The sequence below is a fragment of the Vibrio splendidus 12E03 genome (assembly GCF_000272105.2).
Taxonomy (GTDB): Bacteria; Pseudomonadota; Gammaproteobacteria; order Enterobacterales; family Vibrionaceae; genus Vibrio; species Vibrio splendidus_I.
Genome location: NZ_AJZD02000077.1, coordinates 15664 through 40267 on the forward strand (window position 1 = coordinate 15664; position 24604 = coordinate 40267).

A 24604-nucleotide genomic window follows, 5' to 3' on the forward strand; every position below is an offset into this window, starting at 1 on the left:
CATTTTTGTATCTCACTTGTGATGGCGCTCTGCTGATTAAGCAGAAACCTCAACTTCGTAAGAACCGAATTTACGGATGTTAATCACGCCCGTATCTAGGATTAGGTATTGGCCTTTAATGCCTTGCAGCACACCAGATACCTCAGGGTTCTTATCAAAGTTATGAGAAACAATCTTCACTGGGTGCTGTTCTACTGGGTAGCTCAGTGAGGTGATGTTCTCACTTAGTACTTCGATGGCATCATCACCGAATTTTGCTTTGATCTCTTGGATCTTATCTTCAACCAATGGAAGCAGCTCTTTTGCTTTCTCTACCAGTTCCATATCGTCACCGTCGCCTTTTAGTAGTGTGCGCCAGTTGGTTTTGTCAGCAATGTGCTTTGCTAATTCAACTTCGATCAGGCCAGAAATCTGACGTGTTTTTACCTTCAAGATAGGTAAACCTTGAGTCGCGCCCTGGTCAATCCAACGGGTTGGTATTTGAGTATGGCGAGTGATACCTACCTTTAGGCTTGATGTGTTCGATAAGTAAACGAAGTGATCAACCATGCAGTTCTCTTCGCCCCATTGAGGCTCACGACAAGTGCCTTCATCGTAGTGGCACGTCTCTGGTTTCATGATGCACATGTCGCAGCTTGCTAGCTTTTTCATGCACACAAAGCAGTGGCCTTGAGAGTAGCTTTTCTTGGTTTTCTTACCACATGAGCAGCAAAAAATATTGCCAGTGTGAGTGAGGTTGATGGTTTTACCAATCAGAGGGTTTAGCTCTACAAACTCTTCGCCTACAGGCAAACGGTAGGTAACCGCGCCATCAAGGGAAGCACTCATCTTTTTGAGTGTACCTTTTGCTAATAAAGACATGACATTACTCGTTGTATTTTGATTATTATTTCGTCGACTCGATTGCGCTGCGAGCAGGCAGTACGGTTAACGATGATTATGCGATGAGTATAACAAATGGTACCTGTTTTTATACGCAATATTACTTGATTCTCGATGTAAATAATCTGAATGAAATATAGGCATAAAAATATAGTATGACATTTTGTTCAGCCGTGATATAACGTTTTTTAGTGATTTATTGGTATCAAGATCACTAATTTATCTGACTTGTTTTTTATCGTGAAATCCCAACTATAGGGATCTTAAGCCGGAAGCTTAGACGTGAAGTGGATCCATAAGATTGTTATCTTTCTCGTTATCGCAACGCTTGCCATTGTGCAGTATTACCGTGTGAGCGGAAATCGTGTGATAACAGCAATAACCCCTGATAAATATGAGTTTATCGCGACCAGCGATCAAGTGGATAGAGGCGTCAGTACGTCCCAATTATCTTATCAAAATGGCCAGTATATTCTCGACTGTGAGCTTAAAAAGTCTGAGTATCCGTGGCCTTATTGCGGCCTATCGATTCGTATCAACCCAGACATTACCACTGGCCTTGACCTTTCTCAGTACCACACCTTTAGAGTCAATATTGATTACCATGCGGAGGCCGATTCTAGCGGTCGTTTGCGAACTTACCTGCGTAATTATAATCCTGCTTATTCGGTTCCTGATGACGAGTACACGCATAAATACAACGGGATGGAGTTTTCTCCAGGCGTTGATGGCGGTGTGATTGAGATTCCGATCAAAAACCTGCAAGTAATGACATGGTGGTTAGCGGATAACGATATTGCGTTAGAGCACTCAGCACCTGAGTTTTCGAATGTGAATATGGTTGAATTTGCTACTGCATCTGGTGCAAAGCTTGGCCACCATCGAATTGTTATCCGTAGTATTGAGTTCGAGGGATCTTATATTTCAGGCGAAAGCTTGTTCCTTATTTTACTGTTTGTTTGGGTTGGAACAGGCAGCGTATTTTTGGTATCAGAATTACATACTTCCAGAAAGCGCATGGTGATCGCAGAGAAAAGACATCATCACTTAAAGAACGTCAATCGAGCATTGAGAGAACAGAATTTCGAATTCTCGGAAATGGCTCATCGAGACGAATTAACTGGAGTTTTAAATCGTCACGCTATTCGTGATTGGCTAAAAATGCAGTCTCAGCAGGTTAAGCAGGGGCATGGAAAGCTAAGTATGTTGTATCTTGATATCGACTATTTCAAGAGCGTGAATGACAAGTACGGACACCAAATGGGCGACGATATTTTACGAGAGTTCAGTATGGTGGTCGGCAGTTCGATCGGCGCTTCCGATAAGTTGGTGAGGTGGGGTGGTGAAGAGTTTATTGTTTTTTGTCCGGAGACTGATCTTGGCGAAGCACAACGAAAGGCTGAGAAAATCCGACTCTTAGTCAGCCAGCACCTTTGGGTTCATGGCGATCCACTGACATGCAGTATTGGTGTTGCTGAGATGAAACAAGAGCGAGTGACAGAGACCATTGCTCGCGCTGATGAAGCTTTATATCAAGCGAAGCATTCAGGTCGAAATCAGGTGATCTTGAGTCACTAATCTGAAAATTGTTTTGATGAGTTTATAAGCCACATGTGCATATGTGGCGTTTTTATGGTTCTTCTCCCAAAAGCCAAAAGCCAAAAGCCAAAAGCCAAAAGCCAAAAACAAAAAAGGTGGCGCGGGGCCACCAAAAGGGAAAAGCGTTTCTTGTTTTTATGTGCCCGTTCAGTGCTTGCTTACGCTGAACGGGCATTTTTGTCTTGGTTGAACCGGGGGAAGTTCAACCCGTTTAGGGGGAGCATTCCTGTAAGTATGCGCTTATAGGACGTTCGTGCTTACCAGAAGATCCAAGCGAACAGTGTTAGCACTAGGATACAAACTAGGTTTAGAACCATACCGATTCGCATCATCTCTTTCTGCTTGATATGACCTGAGCCAAATACAATCGCGTTTGGTGGTGTTGCAACAGGTAACATGAAGGCACAAGATGCAGCGACAGCGATTAATGCAGACAGGATAACTGGCGACATACCTAATGCTTCAGCAATGGTGGCGAATACAGGTACTAACAATGCTGCACTTGCTGTGTTACTCGCAAATTCTGTTAGGAATACCACGAACGCGACTACCGCTAGAATTGTTAGCAGAACGCCTGCTGTCTCTAGGAAACCACTTAATGAATGCGCTAGGAATACACTGGTACCAGTCGCTTTAAGGATGTTACTTAGACAGATACCACCACCGAATAGAATCAATACACCCCAGTCGGTTGTCTTTTCAACATCTTTCCATTCTACCGCTCTAGAAGCGCCCAGCAGTACGATTGCACCAATTGCAACTAAGCTATCGAACTTAGAGAAGCCACCGATCATTGCGTTGATTGGTTTACCAAAAATCCACAGAGTCACGGTGAGTAGGAAGATAGACAGTGTGATTTTCTTGCTGTTTGTCCATTCTACTGGCGCGTGGTCTAGCTCGAACTTGTGGTTTAGTTTTGGCTTAGTCATCACGTAAAGAATCAACATTGCGATTGGCAATAGAATCATCGAGATTGGCAGGCCAAGTGCCATCCACTCTGTGAAGCTAAGGCCAACTTCTGCTGCAGCGATAGCGTTCGGTGGGCTACCTACTAGGGTTGCGATACCACCGATAGATGCACAGTAAGCGATACCCAATAGCACGAACACGTAGGTGTTGCGGTCTTCACTTTGGTCGACTTTGTTCATGATGCCAAGAACAAGAGGAAGCATCATTGCAGTGGTGGCTGTGTTTGAGATCCACATTGATAGACCGGCACTCACACCGAACAACATGAACACAGCGACCGACATTCTGCCTTTTGCAATCAGCAGTACTTTGTCAGCAATCGCTTTATCTAGCTCTTGTTTGTTCAGTGCGGCTGCTAATGCGAAGCCACCCATGAACAAGAAGATGATTGGGTTTGAAAAGTTAGCCAGCGCTGCGGGCGTGTTGAATACATCAAACAAGACAGCCAATAGGGGAACGAGCAAAGCGGTGATGCTGACGTGAATCGCTTCTGTTAACCATAGAATGGCAACGAACACGAGAATACTTAAACCTGTATTCACTTGCGCTTCGAATGGCAGGGTATTAAGCAAAACAGCAAATAGCGTGAAATTACCAATTAATATCATGCTGTTGCGGGTAAACAACCAGTGTTTCAGTGTAGTAACAAGTGCCGTCATAAGACGCTCCTTTTGTTTATCCTCGTTTTATTGGTGCACGACTTCATTGAGTCGTGCTTATTATTTTCGAGGTATATAGCTTGATGTAGGGTCAGACTTTGTTGGAAGAATGTTACTCAAGTTAATAAAGGAGTGTTGGTGTGTTTTTGCTTAACAATGGGGAAGTGTGAGGCAACAAATTCAAAATGTGTAGTTTTCTACACATCGGTCTCTTCAGGGGCTGCAATCGGGCTTGTTGTAGGGTCGACAACAGGGTTTACAGTGGGGTCAGTAATAGGGTTTGGAATCGGAAATGATTCCGGTTTTGGGCTCGGTTGAATAGGCTCTTTAGGGCCAAGAAACTTTGGCGTTGTCCCCATGATATACAGATCAAGGAATGCTTTGGTACGCGCAAACACTTCACGTAAACGTATCGTGGTTCCGGAATGGTGGGTTGGTCCTGAAACGGCTAAACACTGCGCGTGAATATCGTAAGAATTGGCGATGAATAGCGCTCTTTCACAGTGGAATTTTTGAGTGATGATCAGGAAGTTATCGGTATCGAATATCTTTTTGGCGCGAACAATCGAGTCTAAGGTTCTGAACCCCGCGTAGTCGAGATTGATACGTTCATCGGGGACGCCTGCTTTCAACAAGTCGCGCTTCATCGTCCACGGCTCATTGTAAGAGCGATGAGCGTTATCGCCACTCAGTAGAAATTGGTCCACTTTTTCACGATCGAACAGCTCAATCGCCGCTTCAATTCGGTGCTTATAATAGTCGTTGAGTGTTCTACCCAAATATTTGCTTGTGCCAAGCACAACTGCAACCTCAAGCTCGGGCACTTCATCAATATCGTAGATGATGCGATCTTCCGCTTGCCATGAAACCCAATAATCGATCGCAATAACCGCAGCGCTGCCTACCAAGAACACAATAAATGAGCCATACAGAAAACCTTGCAGTTTTTTGTATGTTTTTAGTAAGTAGTTTCGGCAAATGTGAGAATTGAATTTCACTCTCGGCATAGTCCTTTGACTGAGCATTATTTTTTGAGTGCTCGATAATACCAAATAAAAATGAGAAAAATCAGTTAAAAAGACAAGACAGTGTAAAGAAAAAAGCCCCTGCAATGGCAGAGGCTCTTAGAAGAGGAATTAACGCTCTTTATTCCAAGCGCAGTACGCTTTATTGAGAGCGCAGCACGCTTTATTAGAATGCCGTGCGCTTGTAGCGACGGTAAACTGGCTGCCAGAAGTGCTGGTCAATCGCTTGTTGCAGTGCTTCTTCAGTGATCTCTAGAGCAACGCCCTGTTCAATCGCCTTCTTACCAACAGCAAGAGCAATCTTCTTCGATACAGTGTGGATTTCTTCTAATGGTGGAAGTAGAGCGCCTGTGCCATTGATTGCTAGTGGAGAACACGTTGCAAGTGCACGGCTTGATTCCATTAGCATTTCGTCAGTGATGCGTGAAGCATTCACAGCTAATACACCAAGGCCAATACCTGGGAAGATGTAGCTGTTGTTACACTGAGCGATTGGGTAAGTCGTGCCATTGTGAACTACTGGCTCAAATGGGCTACCTGTCGCAACAAGTGCTTGGCCATCAGTCCAACGAATAATGTCGTTTGGTGTCGCTTCAACACGGCTTGTTGGGTTAGACAGTGGGAACACGATAGGGCGTTCACAGTGCAGGTTCATCTCTTTGATGACTTCTTTACTGAATAGACCTGGAGCACCAGATACACCAACCAATACGGTTGGCTTCGCGTGGCGAACAACGTCCAGTAGAGAGAAACCAGTGCCGTCGCTTTCCCAGTCTTTAGTGTTTTCGTTGGTTTGAACAAGACGCTGTTGGAAATCAAGTAGGTTTTGCATGCCTTCCTGTAGCAGACCCCAACGGTCAACCATGTAAACTTGAGAGCGAGCTTGTGCATCGCTGATACCTTCAGACACCATTTGAGCAATGATAGCTTCAGCAATACCACAACCTGCAGAACCCGCACCTAAGAAGGTAATACGCTGATCTGACAGTTTGCTGTTTGCTGCTTTACATGCTGCAAGTAGAGAGCCAACCGTTACGGCTGCTGTGCCTTGGATGTCATCGTTGAAACAACAGATGCGATCTTTGTAACGCTCAAGCAGTGGCATTGCGTTCTTTTGTGCGAAATCCTCGAACTGAACTAATGCATCAGGCCAACGGCGTTGAACCGCTTGGATGAACTCTTCAACGAATGCATCGTAGTCAGCACCTGTGATACGAGGGTGACGCCAGCCCATGTACATTGGGTCAGCAAGACGTTGAGGGTTGTTGGTACCCACATCGAGCACGATTGGTAGCATGTAAGCTGGGCTAATGCCGCCACACGCTGTGTAAAGTGCTAGCTTACCAATTGGAATACCCATGCCACCGATGCCTTGGTCTCCCAAACCAAGAATGCGCTCACCATCCGTAACCACGATAACTTTAACGTTGTGGTTTGTCGCATTATTCAGTAGATCATCGATACGGTCACGGTTCGGGTATGAGATAAACAGACCACGACCACGACGGTAAATATTTGAGAAGTTCTCACATGCTGCGCCAACCGTTGGCGTGTAAATGATAGGCATCATTTCAGAGATGTGGTTTTGAACTAAACGATAAAAAAGCGTTTCATTAGTGTCTTGGATGTTACGAAGGTAGATATGCTTATCCATATCACTTTCGAAGTTACAATATTGTTTGTATGCACGTCCTACTTGCTCTTGGATTGTTTCGGTTGTTTCCGGTAACAAACCTTCAAGGTTGAAAGAACTGCGCTCTTCAGCAGAGAATGCGCTGCCTTTGTTTAGAAGAGGGGTACTTAGTAGAGCAGGACCAGCATAAGGGATATATAGAGGGCGTTTATCGTTGTTCATTGGATGCCTAATATGGGAGAAAGGGTAACTGAAAAATGATAACGGTTTAGTTATTCAATTGTAAATAGTTTCTCCGCGATCTGAGCAAACAAAATGATATTCTTACCTCTGTCCCACACTTATCGAATTTCAACACGATAATTCGTTATACTTTGCTCACACTTTTTCGCGACGCTCCCTTTTATGTCATTACTTCCCATCGATGCTTATCAAAATGTATTCCACCAACAAATCGTTAATTCTCACCTTGTAGTAGAGGCTGAAACCGGATCAGGTAAATCTACGCGATTGCCAATTTGGGCTTCCCAACATGGGCGAGTTCTGGTGGTTGAGCCAAGACGCATCGCGTGTATTTCACTGGCTAAATATCTCGCACAACAATCGGGCGTGAAGCTTGGTAGCAAAGTGGGCTATGCGATTAAGCTTGAGTCTGAGTACAACGAGCAAACTGGCGTTGTTTTTGTGACGCCTGGTATCGCGCTGCGTTGGCTGTCAGAAGATGGGCTCGCTAGCTTTGACGTGATCGTGGTGGATGAGTTTCATGAGAGACGCTGGGACATCGACTTGCTGGTGGCGATTCTGAAACAAAAAGCGAGTCACCGTTTGGTGATCACATCAGCAACCATTGAGGGTGAACGCCTTGCTTATTATTTGGATGCGAATCGAATCAGTTGTGAAGGCCGAACTTATCAAGTTGAGATTGAACACAGAGCGAATGAATCCAGAACTCTGCCTGATATCCGACATCTAGAGCAGCGCATCGCGGAAGAAGTGAATCATCAATTAATTGCGTCTTTCGGCGATATGTTGGTTTTTCTGCCGGGTAAAAAAGAGATTGTGCAATGCGAACAAGCCTTAGCGAAAAATCCAGATATCCAAGTCATTAAATTGCATGCGTCGGTCAGTGATAAAGAGCGAGATTTAGCGTTATCGGGTCGGAATATCGATACTGCAGGTAATGGTTTGAGAAAGGTCATTCTTGCGACCAACGTTGCAGAAACCTCATTAACCATTCCTGACATCGGTGTGGTGATAGATTCAGGATTAGAAAGGCGCACCGTTCAGCGTAACGGCAGAACCACCTTGATGCTGAAATCCATATCACGCGCCAGTGCCAAACAACGCGCAGGTCGTGCAGGTAGGGTAATGGATGGTGTCTGTGTTCGTTTGTATGGCGAACATGCGGCGTTGGAGTTGGTTACGCCTCCTGAACTACAGCGTGAAGAACTGACCGAACCTATGTTGGCGGCGGCATGTTGTGGTGCGACTCTAGAGAGTTTGTCTTTTCTCGATCCTATGCCTGAGAAGTCGCTAAACAGCGCAACTCAAACCTTGCTGACGATGGAAGCGATTAACGCCGACCATCAAATTACCGAGCACGGCAAAAAGCTGTATCCGCTGCCGATTGATGCTTTGTATGCTGACATTGTTACTCGCATCAAAACCAAAGCACTCAAAGAAGCGATGGTCGATCTCACGGCGGCGCTATCTGTTCCTGCTCGCCTATATCAGTTACCTAATAATGCAGAACATCTAGAAGCGCTCGCTCAACAAGAAAAAGAAGAGTGTGATTTATCCCTGTTAATTCAGATTGTTCGCGGTCGTGATTATCCGCATCTTGAAATAGACCAGCAGGCTTTGAATGAAGCCCAAGGTTTGGCGAAGCAAATGCGTGAGGTGTTTGAACTTCCCCAGTTAGAGGTTGCCTCTCGCTATCAACGTACCGCTCTACTTGAAACTATTATTCAGTTGCACCCTGAATTGGTGTTTGTACGCCGACTGAAAAGGAAAGAAGCGTTTGCCAACGGGATGTTAGAGGTTGTACTTGGTCGCCAAAATCGTTTCCCTGACAATGCGCAAGCGATGTTGGTGTTGGACACTCACAGCTTACCGGGAAGAGGGGTTAAGCAAACACTGACCTTAGCGACGGTCACTGCACCTATTCCTCTTGAGCTTATAGTTGATGCTGAGTTAGGAGATTGGGAGCAAGGTGAAACCGTTGTGAATGATGATGGCGTCTTTACCGAGATGGCGTTGATGTACGCAGGCCGCACGATTACAACCAAGCTTGTCGCGGCTGAAGGGCAACTATCATTAAAGCCTATCGTCGATCTCGTGGTAAGTGGTGCTCAACTTCCTGGTTTTGCAAAGGTTCGCACTCAAGAGATTAAGCATTGGCAGCTGTATGTGAAACTCGGTCTCGATGAGCCAACACAATACACACCAGAAATTGAGAACATTAACTTTGAGCTATGGTTTATAGAGCAGCTTGAAGTGTTAGGGGTTACTGATGTCAGCGAATTGGAAATGTTTGACCACTCAGACATACCGTTCGATGGCATTCCAACTTGGCTCAATTCAGAATTTTCGGAAAAATACCCGTTTGCATTGAGCCTTGCCGACTTGCAACTCGATGTAGAATACTTGCCCGCGAGAAAGCTGATTTACGTTCACTATCAATCGGGTAGTCGAAAGTTATCGCCAAAACGTTGGGAGCTGCCGACATGGTCAGGCTGGCGCATTCAGTACAAAAAAGCGAGCCGAATAATTGATATCAAATAGATGGATAAGTTTTATCTCTAAAATATTAATCAAATAGGTGCATATATGATTTTTCAGTGCTTATTTTGTTACAAGTTTGATTTTTATATGCCTTTTTAACCAATCAAAAGGTCATAAAAGACTATTCTTCTATATCCTATTGCTATAAAGAAAGAGTTGATAGATATTGAGTATATTGTGTTGCCAAAGTGTCGGGGGACATCATGGATAAACAGGAAGAGACGCGTGTAGAGTTCGATTACACAACATTTCTTGGCGCCTCATGCAGTAAAAAATGGACTTTTCTGGAAGCACTCACCACAATTGCGCCAGTATTCAGTACCGTCTGGCGAGATAGCATTAAAGAGCTAGCAAGCCCTGAAGATCGTTTATGGCAGATGGCATTGAAATCAATGTCGACGCGTAAAAGTGATGAGTCGAATATTGTGACCTTACTCAAGCTCGCGAAGCTGGAAGGAATCAATGAGCTCAAAGTAGTGATGCCATATTCTCTTGAAGAAGAGCAGATCGAGTATATTGAATCGCGCAGTCATTTAGTGATTGCGGGTAATTCTGGAGAAGAGTTCACGATTAGGCTGTAACTTCAGTTTGCCTATAACCTCTTTCAGGAATAGTAAAACGCACACGTAAAAAGGGCCTCAAATATTGAGGCCCTTTTAGTATCTAAAACTTGTGTATACGAGCTTATTAGCTTTCTAGCTTTCTAGCTTTTTACTTTGAGATAAAGAAGCAATAAAGCGACTAGTCGATTAGCCCATAGTCAGCGCGCAGAACATCAATGATCTCTTGCTTAGGATTTTCGCTCAAGACAATCTCAGCACCTGTGATTTTCGCAGCGATATCAAGGTAAGTACGAGACAGAGACATTAGCGAATCAAGAGGTAGTTCATTGTCACGAGCTAGTGCTTCACGTTCTGGCATACGTTCTTTGTTCAATAGAATGTCGGCATCAGGGAAGTAGTTAAGCAAGAACTGACGGAAGCCTTCTTTTGAGTTCTCAACGATGTTGCCGTTGTTGTATTCCTGAGTATCCCAAATGCGAGATGAATCTGGAGTACCAACTTCGTCCATGTAGATAAGTTTTTCTTTGCCCTGAGCATCGTTGACGTAACCAAATTCAAACTTAGTGTCGACAAAGGTTTGGTCTACTTTCGCCAGTGCTTGGCTGATCACGTTGAAGCCTTCTTTTAGCAGCTTCTCGTAATGCGCGATGTCACTTGCTTGAGTAAAGTTGAACGCTGCGAAGTTATCTTCGATGTTGTTACGTGTGATGTTCACATCGTCAGCTTCTGGAACACCAGGGATACCTTTCAAAATCCCTTTTGTTGAAGGCGTGATAAGTAGCTCAGGCAGCTTCTTGTCTTTCTCTAGGCCTTCAGGTATCTCAATACCGCAGAATTCACGTTCGCCGTTCGCGTAAGCACGCCACATAGAACCAGTGATGTATTGACGACAAATCGCTTCAATCATTACAGGGCGAGCTTTTTGTACAATCCATACGAATGGGTGAGGGATATCAAGGATATGACTGTCAGCAAGGCCGTTGTCTTTAAACAATTTGAACCAGTGGTTAGAGATAGCATTTAGAGCTGCTCCCTTACCTGGAACACCTTTCAGATTCCCTTCACCACGCCAGATACAATCAAATGCAGAGATACGGTCACTGATCACCATGATTGCTAAAGGCGCATCTGGTGCTACATCGTAACCTTTCTCTTTAATTAGTCGTTGGCTATCTTCTTCAGTTAACCAGTAGACCGAACGAACCTTGCCACTGTGGACAGGTTTATCAGTACGGATTGGTAGGTCATCATTTACGGCAAGAACTTGATCAGCAAGGCTCATTTAGACATTCCTATTTTTTATCAAACGTCATACAGAGAAGTGCGGTGTGCACATGATTAGACGGGCATTATACCCAATCTACTATTTGCTTCCAGAGAAAAAGCAAACGATTGCTAAATCTGTTGATCAAATAAAAACCCCCGCCTAACAATCCGCTAAAAATTTGGCGAATTGTAGGGCAGGGGAAGGCAGTATATTTGGACTGTGTTTTGGAGCTATGCTGTTAAGTTAACTTAAGTTTGTTAGCTAAAAGATTAAGCTATGTTTGTGGACCGTGTTTTTGAGCCAAATGTTATTAAGCATATGGTCTAGTGAATACGCTCTGAATTTGCATCCATAAAGAAGACTTCACATTGAAAGCGTAACCCCAATGTTCTTAGGTACTGTTGGCTGAACTGATCAATCGATGAACTTGCAACTATCGCACTTGCATTCTTAGATCGAATGGCTTTCTCGACAGTCTCTACCTCAGTCATTTGATGAGAGGCTTTCATATGAATAACGCGGTCGCAGCAAACATTATGTTGCTTAAGCTGCTTAGCCGATGGTCTTGGTGTTTGAGCCGTAAACAGTAACCACTGATGTTGATTGGACAGCAACGCCATTCTTGCAAACAACGCTTCCTCGTTTGAATTTTTGCTTTTACGAGAAACTGATGTAAATGCGCAGTGAACTAGCGGGCTAGAGTGTTGTGCTTTAACGTGTGCTTGAATCATTTTGCTGTCCTTATATACATGCTGTATGTGTATACAGTAGTTTTAGTTGCTTATAAGATCAAGCGTTTTTTGCGGAATTATTGGACGATTTCGTTTGGAATTATGGATGAAAAACAGTTAAGCCATTGAAATTATTCGATAAATTAAATTTGAATGAATTTTATGTTTTGTCTCATAAGTTGAAAAAATGTGAGCTTTACACAGGTGTATACAGTGGTTTTGACAGAAAAGTACTGTATAGACCTGTATAGAAGAGAGAAGAGAGAAGAGAGAAGAGAGAAGAGAGAAGATCTAAAACCGCAGGCACAAAAAAAGCGCCTTAGGCGCTTTCTTATATTTCACGGTGTTGCTTATCTCAATGTCGCTTGGGAGAGTTTTGCTCTCATTTCCATTTCACCAATATTGAACTGGCGAACATCAATGGTTGCAATATCATTGCACTCGTTACATGCATGATGACACTTACCATCTAGGTAGTCGTGCTTTTTAACTAGGCTTGGCTTTTTGCACCAATCACAAACGCCTTCTATTGTGAACATATTCTCTCCTCACCTGTTTAAGTCAGGTGTATTTTCCGCGCAGATTATGACACAAGTAAGACCCATTAGTTAATAGTTTGTTACCCGTTTTTGAGAGGGGGATCGATTGCAACACCAATAAAATCGATATCTTTGAGACCTTGAAAAATGAAGATGTGTTTTTATTTACGGTTTTGTAACATTTTGTAAAATGGTTTTTAGCGCATTGTTCAAACGTTTCATTTCTTCGTCACATCCGTGACCATCTGGATGGTAGATCTTTGATAGTTGTTTGTATCGGATCTTGATGCTTTTCTGGTCGGGGATTGAGCTAGGTGTGTAGCCAAATAGCGCGCAGGCCACCTGCAAATTACTCCGACCTTTGCTGTTTTTCTGCTTTTTCAATTCGTGGAACATAGTGTGCAGCTGGCGTTTTTGCTGCTTAATCGTAAGGTCCTTCGAGCTAAGCTGTGCTTCAAGTGATTGTTGTTGCTGTCGCGAATCACCCGACTTTAGAGCTTGTCTTTTTCTTGAGATAACGAGCGTCGCAATGATGCTGACCATTGAAATCAACACGGCTAAGGCTGTGCCAATCAGATAGTCTGAATGCGTTAGGTTAGAACTGGAGAGGTTAGAGCGTGATGCTTGGTTAGATTGAACGTGCTTAGATAACCCCTGACTTGTGTCTATTTCAGAGTCGATGCTGTCATCGAGCTGTTCTATTGAAGAGATCTGTTTTGCACGTTGCTGGTTGAATTGTGCTTCCAAAATGCGGTTGTAGCCGTCTTCTGCTTGTGGATTATCTTTTAAGGCTGCTTCATACCATAGCTGCGCTTTATCTAAAGGTTGAAGGAGGTCTTGTTCTAGCGAGGATTCGTAGAGTTTTGCGACCTCGATAGGCGCGCGCTGGTTACCTTGCAACGCTGCTTTAATAAACCATTCCAAAGCAAGCTTGTTACTTTGTTCAACACCTGTACCTGCCAAGTACCATTCACCCAGTCTAAATTGCGCGTTTGGGTTGCCGTTTTCTGCTGACTGCGTGTACCAATACAATGAATCACTGGTGCTAACAGGAACGTCGACACCCGATTCATAAGCTTGAGCCAATTGGTATTGAGAAACTGGATCTTGAGGTTGTGATTCTAGTGAAAACTCATCACTGCTTGCTGCGTGCACGAAATGTGTGGTGAACAACGGTATCGTGGAAAAGATGAGGGCTAGAAATAGAGTTCTAAGAAGTGATGATGGCAGAATGTTGGATAGGATCAGCAAAAGATAAGTCTCGTAAAAAAGCCCAGAATCGATATGTCAGTATGAATACGCTTTATGGTCGTTGATTATTATTATCACGTTAAATGAGTAACATAACTGATAATCAACTATATAGAGGTTATTTCAATAGATAAAGACGGACTGGGCTTTAATCGTGCTACTTAAGCGGCAAGATTTGAATTTCTACGCGACGGTTACAAGCACGACCTTGAGAGGTGTTGTTGTCACACAGAGGGTAACGCTCACCGTTACCACGAGCAATGGCACGACCTGCAGCAACGTCTTGAGAGATCAAGAATGCACGAACAGATTCAGCACGACGCTCAGAAAGGATTTGGTTCGTCGATTCGCTGCCAGTGCTGTCAGTATGACCTTCAATCACTAGGCTAGTGTCTGGGTATTCAACGAGGATGCGAGCCACGCCGCGAAGGGTGTTGTGAATGCTTGATTCCAAAGCGTAAGAGCCAGAATCAAAACCGATGCCGTTTTCTAGGCGAAGTAGAAGTTGGTTCTCACCGACACGTTCAACTTGAACGCCTGAATTCATTAGCTCTTCACGAAGGGCTGCTTCTTGTCGGTCAAAGTAGTAACCAATACCACCACCAACAGCTGCCCCACCTGCTGCGCCGATAAGTGCACGTTTACCACGGTCTTTAGAGTCACCAGTTGCAGCACCAGCAACGGCACCAGCGAGTGCACCAATTAGAGCGCCTTGAGTTGCAGAGTTAGTCTCAGATTCGCCAGTTGTCGCGTTTTGGCGTTGAGTTGCCTGACAACCCGTTAGAGCGACAGTAAGTGCTAGGGCTAGTGTGATTTTCTTCAACGTATTTTCTCCATCATGTACTTCTGTCAAACGAATGAATGTGAATGACAAACATAGTCCTGTAAATCTTATTGATGGTTTTTATCAATACGCTGAAGCAATGTAAAGTGGCTCTATGATTTAGTTATCTTTTTAGCTGCCTGGGTGCCGCCAACCGGTCGATTAACAGACAATTTACGACCTTTCTTCAAACCAACTTCATAATCAGCAGTAAGGTTTTTCATCGCTTCTTTGAGTTGTTGCTTGAACGTTTCGCGGTCTATATTTTTGAATTCTTTATCAATGTAGTTATTGATCTTGTTGTTTGATTCGTCGTCTGGAGTGATGGTTGGCAGCTTTTCAAGCGCACCTTCTACCCAACCTGAAACAAACGAGTTAACGCGACGTGTCACTTCTAAGGATCCTGTGCCTGAGCCAGCAAAGCTATTTCTGAATTGGCCAGTGTGCTCATTCAGTTCGCGATAAATAATATCGAACGCAAAGGCTGCGAAGATAGCGCGATCGGCTTCACCAATGAACTCAACACGCTTAAGGCCTTTGTGATTCAGTAACACGGCTTCTACGCCAAACTTGGTGTTGATACCGCGAATAATACGCAGCAGTGTAGAACTGATATTTGCAGGTAACAGGTGACTGGACTGAGTTTTCCCCATCTTGATAAATTCAATATCGTCTTTTTCGAGACCATATTTCAGCATCAAGTTATGCGCCATTTTTATCGCATTGGCAGCTTCATTGACGTTCGCAGAATTTCCAAGCTCAAGACACTTGGCAATTTTCTTTAGGGCTTTTTTCTTATCCATCGACAATTTAATCAGTACCGCAAATTTTTAAAAGTCCAACATTTTACATGTTTTCGCGGGTAACAGAAAGGCAAAACTCGTTTGATGACTCAGTGAGACGGGGAATATCGGACAGCAGAAGCTAGCTTGGTTACACAAACAAAAACGCCATCAAGAGCATTGATGGCGTTAGTGACTTGATTTTTTAGAGTGACTAGAGCATTAGCACGCTAGATACCCAGTTCATCGAGTAGATCTGCTGCAGAATCGTTGCCTGAGCTTTGTGCTGGCTTGTTTGATTCTTGCATTTTTTTCTGAGTTGCTTCAAGAATGCTATCCGGGCATTCGTCTTCTGCGATTTCAAATTCTTCCAACTGGATGAACTCTGTCTTATCCATTGCAAGCTCAAGATAGAAGATGTTGTTATTTGCAGTAGAGAAGGTCACACGGCGAGCTTGTGGGCGATCTAGGTTGGTATCAACAGACAAGTTCACTTGCTTGTTCAGCGCAAGCATTTTCGGTTGGTTTTGTGTGATGTTGGTTTGCAGCTCTTTGCGGATTTTATTGGTGAAATCGCCAACCAATTGGTTCATCAACTCACCCAATACATCACCCACTTCGTCTGAAGTATGAAGCACAGCAAGCTCGTTTTCAGGCATGCCCATATTGCGCATGTAATTGGTGTAGATCTCTAGCGCTGCTTTGGACGTAAAATTAATAACAACGAGACCAGAAAAGCCGCCGTCAAACAGAACGAAGCAACCAAAATCTGGCTTTAGGCTTGTCTTGTTGATCTTTTGAACCATGGCTGAATAGGACACCTGAGAAGCCGTCGCTGAAGTCAGTACGCTTGAGACTGATTGGCATAGTTTAAGAAGGATATCTTCAGTTGTGACTGTTTTGTTTTTTTTCATTGTGATGTGCTCGTGGAGATGTCTTAAACAAAATGTTATTCAGTATATTGTTACTGAATTAAGACGAAAGTGACTATTTCTCCATTCTTGCACTGAGATTCTGATTTGATCACCTTTTTATATGATCTTAATAGTAGTAAAGTGACGAAATTCAAAGAAAATTATTAAAAATCTCAGATAACCCAATGCTGATAGGATCAGCGAAGTAGGGGCAGGAAGCAAATGTTACCAAGACTTCAACTCAATGCTGATGTCGATCCAGTTGTCGTACGCTTTTTAGATGAACTAAAAACAGCGGGCTTTACTGGCGACATTGAATCTCAATATTCTAGCCGTTTGGCTGTGGCGACTGATAATAGTGTCTATCAGCAATTGCCGCAGGCGGTCATCCTTCCTAAAACAACGCAAGACGTTGTGCTTATCGGTAAAGTGGTTTCTAAATCCGCTTACGAACGCGTGACTTTTTCCCCTCGTGGCGGCGGTACCGGAACCAACGGACAATCTTTAACAAAAGGTGTCGTGGTTGACCTGTCGCGATACATGAATAAGGTTCTTGAGATTAACGAGAAAGAAGGCTGGGTAAGAGTTCAGTCTGGTGTCGTTAAAGATCAATTGAACGACGCTGTTCGCCCTTATGGTTACTTTTTCTCTCCAGACCTTTCTACCAGTAACCGAGCAACCTTGGGTGGCATGATCAATACCGATGCTTCGGGCCAAGGGTCATTGAAGTACGGCAAAACGTCTGACCATGTATTGTCGCTGCAAGCGGTGTTCGCAGATGGTTCATGTCTAGAATCTGATTTATCACACGGCTTACCCGTTGAGGGTGAATTCGCTCACCATGCACTTGCAGTAACTGAGGCGGTTTGTCGAGACAAGCGCGCTCAAATCTTAGATAAATTCCCTCCGTTGAACCGCTTTTTAACAGGTTACGATCTAAAGAATGCAATCAACGAACAAGATGACAGTTTTGACCTGACTCGCGTTCTATGTGGCGCAGAAGGTTCTTTAGCATTCATTACAGAAGCAAAGCTCAACCTAACGAAGATTCCAAAAGCGCGCACACTGGTTAACGTGAAATACAACACGTTTGATTCTGCACTGCGTAATGCGCCGTTCATGGTAGAAGCGAAAGCACTGTCTGTTGAAACGGTGGATTCAAGAGTATTGAACTTAGCGAAGCAAGACATTGTTTGGCACACTGTGAGCGACCTGCTGACCGATGTTCCTAATAAAGAGATGCTTGGCATCAACATGGTTGAGTTTGCAGGCCAAGATGAAGCGGAAGTTGAACAGCAAGTTCAAGCGCTGACTACACGCCTTGAAACCATGGTTGAAAGCGAAGAAGCCGGCGTTATTGGTTTCCAAGTTTGTAGCGATTTGGCGAGCATTGGCCGAATCTACAACATGCGTAAGAAAGCAGTGGGTCTGTTAGGTGCGGCGAAAGGCCGAGCTAAGCCAGTCGCTTTTGCTGAGGATACTTGTGTACCACCAGAAAACTTGGCGGATTTCATCTCTGAATTTAGAGTGTTACTCGATTCAAAAGAGTTGAATTACGGCATGTTTGGTCACGTTGACGCGGGCGTATTACACGTTCGTCCAGCATTGGATCTGTGTGATCCGATGCAAGAAGCCTTGATGCATGAAGTCTCTGATGAAGTGGTTAAGCTGGTGGCTAAATACGGCGGCTTGATGTGGGGTGAACACGGTAAAGGCTTCCGTTCTGAGTATGGTCCTGACTTCTTCGGTGAAGAGCTGTTTACCGAATTAAGACGTGTTAAAGCAGCATTCGACCCGCATAACAAGATGAACCCTGGCAAGATCTGTACGCCTTTAGAAAGTGACGCTGAATTGGTGAAGGTTACTGATACCAAGCGTGGCTTTTACGACCGTCAGATCGACGTACAAGTTCGTGACAGCTTCAAGCAAGCGATGGAATGTAACGGTAACGGCTTGTGTTTCAACTACGACACTAGCTCGCCAATGTGTCCTTCAATGAAAGTCACGGCTGACCGTCGTCATTCACCAAAAGGCCGCGCAGGCTTGGTAAGAGAGTGGTTGCGTCAACTGACTGAACAAGGCGTTGATATTCTCGACCTTGAGCAAGAAGCGTTGAAAGACAATACACCCGTTAAGACTATGATTGAGCGTGTTCGTAACACGATGAACAAACGCCACGAATACGATTTCTCACATGAAGTTCATGAAGCGATGAACGGTTGTTTGGCGTGTAAAGCGTGTGCGAGTCAATGTCCGATCAAAGTCGATGTACCAAGTTTCCGCTCACGATTCTTAAACATCTATTACTCGCGTTACCAACGCCCAGCAAAAGACTATTTAGTCGCCAACATTGAAACCATGCTGCCGCTGATGGCGAAAGCGCCAAAAGTAGTGAACGCTGCATTAGGTCAAAAGTGGATCCAAACGGCAACAGCTAAAACGGTCGGTTATGTTGATGCACCGTTGATGTCAGTGCCTACGCTAAAAAATCGTCTGGCGAGCAAAGAGCTGCAACTCTTCGATTTACAGTATCTAGAAGGGCTCTCTTCTGAGCAGAAGAAACAGCACGTGTTGATCGTTCAAGACCCGTTTACTAGCTTTTATGATGCAGAGGTAGTCGAAGACTTCGTTACTCTGGCTCAGAAGCTTGGCAAAACACCGGTGTTATTGCCGTTTAAACCAAATGGTAAAGCACTGCACATCAAAGGCTTCTTAAGTCGTTTTGCGCGTGAAGCGAAATCAACATCGGATTTCTTGTCAATGGTTGCTGATATCGGTATACCTTTGGTGGGTGTTGATCCTGCACTGGTGCTTTGTTACCGCGATGAATATGTTGAGATCTTGGCTGACAAGCGCGGAGACTTTGATGTACTGACAGTGCATGAATGGTTAATGCCATCGTTGGGTGAGTTTGAAGCACGTTCTGCAAGTGAAGAGATGTGGTACTTGTTTGCTCACTGTACTGAGAAAACCAAAATGCCGAACGCTGAAAAAGAGTGGGGTGCTATCTTCAAACACTTTGGTGCTGCGTTAACCAGCGTTCCTGTCGGCTGTTGTGGCATGGCGGGCACCTTCGGGCACGAAGTCGATAAGCTACAAATGTCGAAAGATATATACGGTTTAAGTTGGAAGCCAAGGATGCAAGACTTACCGAAAGAGCGTTGCTTAGTGACGGGTTATTCCTGTCGAAGCCAAGTGAAGCGTTTTGAGGGTGAGAAGCTTGCCCACCCATTACAGGCGCTCGCAAAAATTCTTTAATACATTTAGCCCAGCAATTGCTGGGCTTTTTTCTAAACTAACAATGGAATTGTTAATAAGGAAAGCTATGAGATTTCTAGAGTTAAAAGTACCACCCGTTGCACTGTTCATTATTGTATTCATGGCCTCGTACTTCTGTGCTCAGCAGTTGAGCCAAGGAACATTGGCACTGCCTTATGGAATAGCTGTGCTCGGTATCGGGATTGTATTGAGTGGCGTTATTGGAATATCAGGCATATGGGAGTTTCGTAAACAGAAAACCACCGTTAATCCGATCAAAGTCGAAACCGCATCCGCAGTCGTGGACAGTGGAATTTTTGGCTACACGCGAAACCCAATGTATCTAGGGCTATTTATCCTACTGTTTTGCTTTGGCTACTTCTTCCAAAACCTATTCAGTGTTTTGCTCAGTTTTGTATTCGTAATCTACATGAATCAGTTCCAAATTAAGCCAGAAGAACGCGCTCTAGAGCAATTATTCGGTGCGGAATATGTTGATTACAAACAAAAGGTTAGACGCTGGATCTGATGTGGATTCAAATACAATTAAGTAATCAGATAAGAATTATTATCGTTTGGTTGATCTATATCACAAATTAATGTGTTTTAGGTTTCATATTGATTTCTTATAAAATAGTCTGCGCTTCATTATTAAAATGAATAAAGGCTAGGTAATGAAAGTTGTTCAGGCGAAATGGTTGTCGCTAGGTGTCTGTGTAGTGAGTCTGTCTTCAACGTCGGTGTTGGCAGATGTTTCAGCTCGAATTATAAACGGTAAAGAAGCAACACAAGGAAATTGGCCATTTATGGCTGCGCTAGTCTCAAGAAACGTGAATGCTTATGACGGTCAGTTTTGTGGTGCGAGCTTTATTGGCGAGAGATATGTCCTCACCGCTGCTCACTGTGTAGAAGGTAATGGCCGTGAAGATCTCGATGTGGTGATTGGCGTATCCAATCTTTCTACCTCTCAAGCAGCACAACACAGGTACGCTGTTGAAAATATATATTTACATCAGTATTACACTCCTAATCCTATAAGTAACGACATAGCCATTATTGAACTCGTCGATAAGCCATCGGAGTCTGTGGTTAATCTCGCTGATGCCTACATGCGCGGTAACCTGAATGATGGTCAGATTCTAACCGTCATGGGCTGGGGAGATCATGACGCATCAGATGATTATGCATCGAAGAGTGAGCTGTATCAGGTGGATGTTCCTTTAGTTAACCAGTACGAATGTAATAGCGTTTCTCACAGTGGCTATGCGTCAATTGGCAGTGATGCATTCTGTGCGGGTTACAGTGATGGTGGTTATGACTCTTGTCAGGGTGACAGTGGTGGCCCAATCGTTGTCTCGACAAATGGAACATATGAGCAACTAGGCATTGTAAGTTGGGGTAAAGGCTGTGCACAGGCCAATGCCTATGGAGTGTACACCAATATTAGTTATTTCGATGATTGGATTAATGAGCAGAAAGCAGGGTTTAGTTATCGTCAAATGGAAACGCTAGGTGCAAGATTATTGGCGCCTATCTCACATACCTTTGAATTTACCAATAAATCTGACCAAAACATCGAAGTAAACCGTGTTTATCCAATCTCTGGTAGTGATACTTATATAACTAATGATGGGTGTAGCACTTTAACTGCAGGGCAAAGCTGTGAAGTAGTGGTGAGTTATAACCTAAACTCAATTGGCGAACATAAATTTGGCATTAATGTTGAAACTGATTCACTACTGGGCACGGTTACATCAACGGCTTCTGTTATAGGGGCGAGATCTGTAACGAATACTGTAAACTCTTATGTGAGTGTACCAAACAGTGGTGTCTACAGCACACAAGCGTGGGGTACCGAAGGATCAACAATCGTCTCTCCATCAATAGGTAGCAGCGAATCGACAATGTTGGTTGTAGAGGGTATACCGACCGGGACAGTGTCTTTCGATGTGACGGTATCGTCTGAGTTGGATCATGATTACCTTGAAGTCTATATTAACGGACGAGAATTCTATGTAGATTCGGGTGAACTTGCTGGCTCGCTAAGCCTTCCGCTGGTGAGAGATTCTAATAATAGTTTTGCTATTAAGTATGTCAAAGATGGCTCCGTTTCCCTCGGGGATGACAGAGTTACGGTCAACAACTTTGCTTATGCCGATGAGATAAAGACACCCGATCCAGATGGTTCGCAGGATGCGAGAAGCTCTGGTAGCAGTGGCGGTTCTCTGGCTTGGCATTGGTTATTTATGCTTTTAGGCGGTTTGATTGTACGAAAGTTACCTTCACCACTGAAGTTTAAAAAGTAACCAGTACAAATATAATTTGATGGTTAAGAACTAAAAAGCCCAGCTTGAGGATATCAAGCTGGGCTTTATTGATCTTGTTCTAGAGCTATTTACACCACTTGATGTAAATAAGAGTGCCGATTAAGCAGCAGCTGCGAACTGAGCTAGAAACATCTCTTTGCGCTCGTTGAAGCGGTTTACTAGGTCGTCTACAGAAGCTTGGTCGTATGGCTTAAGACCACTTGCTACCATGCGTTTCACGCCTTTACCGACTACTTCACCGTCTTCTTTGAAATCGAAGTTCAGGGTCACGATGCCACGTTTGCCTTCAACATCAAAAGTCGCGCCAGAGAATTCAACTTCTGGGTGAGACAGGTCTAGGCGAGTAAATTCAACTTCCATGCTCTCGTAAATCACAAGAGGACGTTGGCAGTTGATCATCATTTGTTGTTCTTCCATAAGAGGAACCATGATGTGCGGGAAGTTCATACCAGAGAACTTAACGTAGTTTGTTACCACGTGCTCGATGAATGCTTGGTCGTGGCTCTTTTCACCTTCACAAGACATGTGTAGGTACTCTTTGCCTTTCTCGTCAACCAGTGAGCTTTCTTTCTCACATTTGTTGTCAACGCTTAGCGCAATACCGTTACCCACCATACCGGAAAAATCAAAACGCATTTTTTGGCTGATGCCTTCTTTCTGTAGAAGAACTGCAAACAAAAGGTCGCCAGGCACGCAGAAGCGCTTGTTGTCTTCATCGTGAATTGGGTTGAAGTCAGCGGCTACTTTTTTAGCAAAGTGGCTAGCTTGTTCACGAGTGAATTGAAATTGATTGTCTTCAGTAGAAAAGTAAGGTGTCAGAAACATAGTATCGCTATTAGTCATCAAATCTGGGGTGGATTATAGCTAACTAACTTCGCTCTAATGGTCTATCCAGTTAACTTTGCTTATATATCAATCGATTAGATAAATACGTTGGATGGTATGTGACGATTTTAAGGGGAATATGGTCTTTGGCTCAATGCAACAAGGGCTAATCAATAGCCCTTGTTTATATAAAACTCTAATGGGTGTTGTTCAGATTGTTTCTCCCTTAAAAGCTACACAGAATACCTTCTGGCATTAGGTGATTGTGCACTGATAATTTGAGCAATAGGTTCGCTTGCTCGATATCTGGTGAGAAGTAGCGATCTTTATCGTAGAAGCTGACTTTCTCGCGCAGTATCTGTTTTGCTTCTTCTACTCGAGGAGAAGAGAGATTTGGTGCTCTAAAATCTAAGCCTTGTGCTGCTGCTAAGTATTCAACAGCCAAGATGCCACGGGTGTTTTCTGCCATGTCACGCAGTCGACGACCCGCAAAGGTTGCCATAGATACATGATCTTCTTGGTTTGCCGATGTTGGAAGGCTGTCTACTGATGCTGGGTGTGCCAGTGTTTTATTCTCGCTTGCCAGAGCAGCAGACGTTACTTGAGCAATCATAAAGCCTGAGTTAACGCCGCCGTTATCGACTAAGAAAGGTGGAAGTTTGCTTAGTGCGCTATCAATCAACAGTGCCATTCTTCGTTCTGACAAGCTACCTATCTCGGCGATTGCCAATGCAAGGTTATCGGCTGCCATTGCGACGGGTTCGGCGTGGAAGTTACCACCTGAAATGATGTCACCGTCTTCAGCAAAAACAAGTGGGTTGTCGGATACGGCATTTGCTTCAATGTTTAAGGTTTCTGCTGAATTACGAATCTGCTGTAAACACGCCCCCATCACTTGAGGCTGGCAACGCAGCGAATAAGGGTCTTGAACCTTTTCACAGCAAGTGTGTGACTCACCAATCTCACTCTTTTGATCAAGCATATGGCGGTAAGCAAGCGCGGCATCCATTTGGCCACGATGACCACGAACGCGATGAATTCGAGGATCAAACGGGCGACGACTACCCAGTGCGGCTTCAACAGACATTGCACCACACACAGTCGCAGACGCAAACAAGTCTTCAGCTGCGAACAGACCTTCTAATGCAAAGGCAGTCGATGCTTGTGTGCCGTTTAGCAGCGCTAAGCCTTCTTTCGGCGCAAGTGTTATTGGCTCCAAGCCAGCGATCTGCATTGCTTCTAAGCCAGTTATGATTTTGCCGTTGTGGCGTGCTTGGCCTTCACCTAGCAGAACGGTACTCATGTGGGCGAGGGGAGCAAGATCTCCAGATGCACCTACTGATCCTTTTTGTGGAACACATGGGTAAACCTGTGCGTTCACAAGATCGATAAGGGCATTAATCACTTTGAGGCGAATACCTGAGTAACCGCGAGACAAGCTGTTAATCTTCAATACCATCATCAAACGCACGGTTTCATCAGACATAAATTTGCCAATGCCCGCTGCATGAGAAAGTACGATACTTTTCTGTAGTACTTCGAGATCTTCAGGCGCAATTTTGGTATTTGCTAATAAGCCAAAGCCTGTATTGATGCCATACACGGTGCGATCTTCAGCAATCACTTGCTCGACAACCTGCATGCTCGCTTCAATATCTGGAATCGCTGCTGGATCAAGTGATAAGTTCACAGGGCTACGGCTAATCTTACGCAGTTCAGGTAGGCCTAGAAGTCCTGGTTTAAGTAATAAATTCAACATGTTTTCTCCAGACA

At 44.2% G+C, this 24604-nt stretch carries 19 protein-coding genes; 6 read left to right on the forward strand and 13 right to left on the reverse strand.

What is annotated here, in order from left to right:
• Positions 1–36: 36 nt before the first annotated feature.
• Positions 37–861 carry a DUF2797 domain-containing protein gene (locus tag A142_RS07105; RefSeq protein ID WP_019821841.1) on the reverse strand — a complete coding sequence of 275 codons (825 nt, stop codon included), beginning with the start codon at positions 859–861 and terminating at the stop codon, positions 37–39.
• Between the two features lie 303 nt (positions 862–1164).
• Between A142_RS07105 and A142_RS07110 the strand changes: the two genes are divergently transcribed.
• Positions 1165–2460 (forward strand): GGDEF domain-containing protein, encoded by a 1296-nt coding sequence (locus A142_RS07110; protein WP_019821843.1) that lies wholly within the window; start codon positions 1165–1167, stop codon positions 2458–2460.
• A 278-nt stretch (positions 2461–2738) separates the two neighbouring features.
• On the opposite strand, the gene A142_RS07115 is transcribed toward A142_RS07110, so the two are convergent.
• The 3 genes from A142_RS07115 to A142_RS07125 form a co-directional block, all read right to left on the reverse strand.
• Positions 2739–4109: an SLC13 family permease gene (locus tag A142_RS07115; RefSeq protein ID WP_019821846.1), complete on the reverse strand. Its 1371-nt coding sequence runs from the start codon at positions 4107–4109 to the stop codon at positions 2739–2741.
• A gap of 197 nt (positions 4110–4306) precedes the next feature.
• Entirely contained in the window at positions 4307–5107 is an 801-nt protein-coding gene (locus A142_RS07120) for a SanA/YdcF family protein (RefSeq protein WP_029405420.1), read from the reverse strand.
• A 193-nt stretch (positions 5108–5300) separates the two neighbouring features.
• Complete coding sequence (locus A142_RS07125) at positions 5301–6989, reverse strand: NAD-dependent malic enzyme (protein WP_019821850.1); 1689 nt, start codon at positions 6987–6989, stop codon at positions 5301–5303.
• Positions 6990–7172: 183 nt separating this feature from the next.
• Between A142_RS07125 and A142_RS07130 the strand changes: the two genes are divergently transcribed.
• Both A142_RS07130 and A142_RS07135 read left to right on the forward strand, forming a co-directional pair.
• Positions 7173–9551, forward strand: a complete 2379-nt coding sequence (locus tag A142_RS07130) for a helicase-related protein (RefSeq protein WP_019821852.1) — start codon at positions 7173–7175, stop codon at positions 9549–9551.
• A gap of 203 nt (positions 9552–9754) precedes the next feature.
• Positions 9755–10132: a hypothetical protein gene (locus A142_RS07135; protein ID WP_019821854.1), complete on the forward strand. Its 378-nt coding sequence runs from the start codon at positions 9755–9757 to the stop codon at positions 10130–10132.
• Positions 10133–10292: 160 nt separating this feature from the next.
• Here A142_RS07135 and A142_RS07140 read toward each other — a convergent pair whose 3' ends face one another.
• From A142_RS07140 to A142_RS07170, 7 genes are all read right to left on the reverse strand, one after another.
• Positions 10293–11396 carry a phosphoribosylaminoimidazolesuccinocarboxamide synthase gene (locus A142_RS07140; RefSeq protein ID WP_019821856.1) on the reverse strand — a complete coding sequence of 368 codons (1104 nt, stop codon included), beginning with the start codon at positions 11394–11396 and terminating at the stop codon, positions 10293–10295.
• Positions 11397–11704: 308 nt separating this feature from the next.
• The gene (locus A142_RS07145) at positions 11705–12112 is read right to left on the reverse strand and encodes a SulA-like leucine-rich domain-containing protein (protein ID WP_017072931.1); all 408 of its coding nucleotides are present in this window, start codon (positions 12110–12112) and stop codon (positions 11705–11707) included.
• A gap of 350 nt (positions 12113–12462) precedes the next feature.
• Positions 12463–12651, reverse strand: a complete 189-nt coding sequence (locus A142_RS07150; RefSeq protein WP_017059767.1) for a hypothetical protein — start codon at positions 12649–12651, stop codon at positions 12463–12465.
• Between the two features lie 165 nt (positions 12652–12816).
• Positions 12817–13902: a J domain-containing protein gene (locus A142_RS07155; protein WP_019821861.1), complete on the reverse strand. Its 1086-nt coding sequence runs from the start codon at positions 13900–13902 to the stop codon at positions 12817–12819.
• A gap of 157 nt (positions 13903–14059) precedes the next feature.
• Positions 14060–14725 (reverse strand): OmpA family protein, encoded by a 666-nt coding sequence (locus A142_RS07160; protein WP_019821864.1) that lies wholly within the window; start codon positions 14723–14725, stop codon positions 14060–14062.
• Between the two features lie 113 nt (positions 14726–14838).
• Positions 14839–15528 (reverse strand): DUF2786 domain-containing protein, encoded by a 690-nt coding sequence (locus tag A142_RS07165; protein ID WP_029405421.1) that lies wholly within the window; start codon positions 15526–15528, stop codon positions 14839–14841.
• A gap of 209 nt (positions 15529–15737) precedes the next feature.
• On the reverse strand, positions 15738–16421 hold the full coding sequence (locus A142_RS07170) for a DUF3334 family protein (protein ID WP_019821868.1): 684 nt from the start codon (positions 16419–16421) through the stop codon (positions 15738–15740).
• Between the two features lie 222 nt (positions 16422–16643).
• Here A142_RS07170 and ydiJ point away from each other — a divergent pair, with 222 nt between their 5' ends.
• The 3 genes from ydiJ (at position 16644) to A142_RS07185 (ending at position 21985) form a co-directional block, all read left to right on the forward strand.
• Positions 16644–19679, forward strand: a complete 3036-nt coding sequence (ydiJ, locus tag A142_RS07175; protein WP_019821870.1) for a D-2-hydroxyglutarate dehydrogenase YdiJ — start codon at positions 16644–16646, stop codon at positions 19677–19679.
• A gap of 67 nt (positions 19680–19746) precedes the next feature.
• Positions 19747–20208 carry a methyltransferase family protein gene (locus A142_RS07180; RefSeq protein WP_019821872.1) on the forward strand — a complete coding sequence of 154 codons (462 nt, stop codon included), beginning with the start codon at positions 19747–19749 and terminating at the stop codon, positions 20206–20208.
• A 145-nt stretch (positions 20209–20353) separates the two neighbouring features.
• Positions 20354–21985, forward strand: a complete 1632-nt coding sequence (locus A142_RS07185) for a S1 family peptidase (protein ID WP_019821874.1) — start codon at positions 20354–20356, stop codon at positions 21983–21985.
• Between the two features lie 120 nt (positions 21986–22105).
• Here A142_RS07185 and A142_RS07190 read toward each other — a convergent pair whose 3' ends face one another.
• Together A142_RS07190 and hutH are read right to left on the reverse strand one after the other, a co-directional pair.
• The gene (locus A142_RS07190) at positions 22106–22831 is read right to left on the reverse strand and encodes a DUF3581 domain-containing protein (protein WP_010438254.1); all 726 of its coding nucleotides are present in this window, start codon (positions 22829–22831) and stop codon (positions 22106–22108) included.
• Between the two features lie 226 nt (positions 22832–23057).
• Positions 23058–24590, reverse strand: coding sequence for a histidine ammonia-lyase (gene hutH, locus A142_RS07195; protein WP_032545415.1), 1533 nt, complete (start codon positions 24588–24590; stop codon positions 23058–23060).
• Positions 24591–24604 lie beyond the last annotated feature (14 nt).